1 protein-coding gene is annotated in these 2,720 nt (G+C 61.9%); it reads right to left on the bottom strand.

Going from position 1 to position 2,720, the window contains the following annotated elements:
* Positions 1-1,162: 1,162 nt before the first annotated feature.
* The gene (locus tag FVA95_RS28330) at positions 1,163-1,879 is read right to left on the bottom strand and encodes an ABC transporter ATP-binding protein (RefSeq protein ID WP_368667382.1); all 717 of its coding nucleotides are present in this window, start codon (positions 1,877-1,879) and stop codon (positions 1,163-1,165) included.
* Between the last annotated feature and the right edge of the window lie 841 nt (positions 1,880-2,720).

Here is a 2,720-nt window from a genome sequence, read left to right on the forward strand (position 1 = left end):
CGACGACGGGAGGCCCGCTACCGCGAACACGGCTCCAGTGGCTGCCACTATGCTGCATTCCACTCCTACTGCGATCGCCGTCGCGGCCCGCCATTGAATGCCGACGTGAGACCTCCTCGTTGAGGCTGCTCGGATACCATTACTCATGGCGCCTTGGACTAATATAGCGAGCATCACCGCGCTGAGTGGCACGATGGCGAGTGTGAGTACTTCGATCGCTTGGCCTGGTTCACGCCAACGCAGGAACAACGACGGCACGGCCACGGCAACGGGCATGAGCAGCCAGATCGGCGTGCAGCCCAGGACTACGAGTGCGGCGCGTACGGGTCGACTTTTCACCACCTTACTCGGGCCGCCTGAAACGCGTACTGACTGTTGTCTATTCAGCATAGAAAATCGCCGTCGTGTCTTGCGGTAGGTGCTCCGACTCTGCCACCGGGGACTGGTAGAGCGAGGACGCTGATAGCTAGTGCCAGAGATAGCAGCGTAGGGGTAACGATTGAGGCGGTGGCGAGCGCATCGCTCGGTAAGAGAGCTTCACCGTTGGCGTGTGTCCCGATCACCGGCAGAGATCCTCGCAGTGTCCAGGCGAATGGGCTGATCGGCCACGCCGTCGACTCCGCTGTCAGCACTGCAGCTACTGCCCAGGCGAGTCCCACGGCGAGCACCGCTGTTCGTCCGACGTGTATCCCGGATCTAACCAGGACTGCGAGTAAGCCGAGCTGGGCCAGCGTGGATACTGCTACTGAAGCCAGCAGGTGAGCGACAGGTGGTGGACCAGCCAGTACCAGCCCCGCAGCGATCGGCACGAGCATGGCGAGGAGATTCACCATGAGTACCGTTGGTGTAAGCATGCCAAATCGTGCGAACCTCGCGACCCACGGTGCCGTCGGTCTACTCCAGGTGCCGCCACCACGGTACGAGTGTTCGAGTGACGCCTGTGTGCCAACAATGAGAGCGAGAAACAGCGGGCCAAAACCCACGATCCACAGATTCTGATAGGCAAGTAGAGAGTACCAGCTCAGGGCAGAATCGGTACTCAAAGCCAGCATCGCAGAAAGCCCGCCGTAACCTGCAGCCGCCCAACGCAGACGAGTCACTGCTGAGGACCGCCAACGGATCCTCTCGGCCTGGAAGGCACCCCTCATCGACGTCGTTGCACTCATCGGGACCTCCCCTCAGTCATGCGGAAGTATGCTCGCTCAACGTCGCCCTCTGGTGCGAACTCATGCACAGGTCCCTGGAAGATGAGCCGCCCCGAAGAGATGACACCTATGTCGTCGGCCACCTTTCCTACCTCATTCAGAAGGTGGCTGCTCAGAACGATCGTTCGGCCAGTAGCGACGACATCTCGCATGAGTACACGCAGCGCGCTCATGCCCTCAGGGTCCAGACCGTTCTGCGGTTCGTCGAGCAAGAGTAGGTCAGGTTCGCCCAGCATCGCGGTCGCAAGCGCGAGCCGCCCCTTCATCCCAGTGGAGAACGTCCGGACACGGGCACGGCCGGTGTCGCTGAGCCCCACCGCGGCAAGTGCCGACTGCACCTCGTCACGGCCTACACCAATCAAGTGCGCATGCACCTGCAAGTGCGCGGTGGCGGAGAGATGTTCGTACAGGCTGGGGCCGTCAATCGAGGCTCCGATCCGGTCGAGTGACTCGCGACGCCACGGTGTGCCAAACAGCGAGATCTCCCCTGCGCTCGGCCTCAGGAGGCCGACGATCATTTTGAGTGTCGTTGACTTACCGGCGCCGTTCGGCCCGAGCAGTCCATAAATTTTACCAGAGCGAACCTTCAAGTTTACTCTATCCACTGCTCGTGTGCGGCGAAAATCCCGAGTGAGTCCGTGGGTAGCGATGACGCTACTGACAGGCATCGACATGTCCTTTACATTAAGCGACCTCAATCACGAGCGTGAGAGCCACCCGAACGAGGTCACCGAGTCCACTGAGGTTGACGGTAGCGAGAAGATTTTATCCGACCGAGATCATGTGCGTACTCAAGAACGGGATCAGAACTGGGACCAGATCCCGAGGGCTCGCGCTCAGGGTGCGGGGGCCGGTGTTGCGCGAGCTGCTGCTGCCCGAACTGCGCCGCAGCCACCGGCTCAACCTCGACCGCTGCGCTGTGGACGCCTCACACGTGCACGTCACTTCAAAGGAGGAAACCATATCCAGCCGGCGCCGATCAATCGTGACCGCCCGGGTTCCAAGCACCACCTGATCGACGACGTGCACGGGATCCGCGTGACGACTCCCCTCGTGTGCGAGTATCTTCCCCCTGACTGATCCGGTGCGGATCGCGGTCGAGTAGCGGCTGGCGGAAGGTGTTGATCTACTGGCACGTGACCCGCTACGTCAAGCTGGCTCTGATCTTCCGCAGCGGAGTCGCGCTCAAAACCATGATCTCTTGGCTGCGCGCGTTGGGAGACACCCCTAGGTAGCGATAGGAAGGCGTCGCTACTGCTCCACCGGAACTCGTGCGTTCCGAAGGTCATTACTGCGCCGGGGCGCGCCCAGTCGAGTAGCGAACCCGCCCGGTTCGACTCGACGACTAGGGTGTGTCTCCTAACTCGGCCGGTCGGGGCTGCGCGATGATCAGCAGGTGTCGCGTCGTGCGGTCCTGACCGATGTCCAGTGGGCCCGACTTGAGCCGTTGCTGCCCTCGTCGGACGGCATGCCGGGCCGCCCGTTCGCTGATCACTGCAGGGTGGTCGAGGGGTC

Source organism: Pseudonocardia sp. EV170527-09 (genome assembly GCF_008369905.1).
Taxonomy (GTDB): domain Bacteria; phylum Actinomycetota; class Actinomycetes; order Mycobacteriales; family Pseudonocardiaceae; genus Pseudonocardia.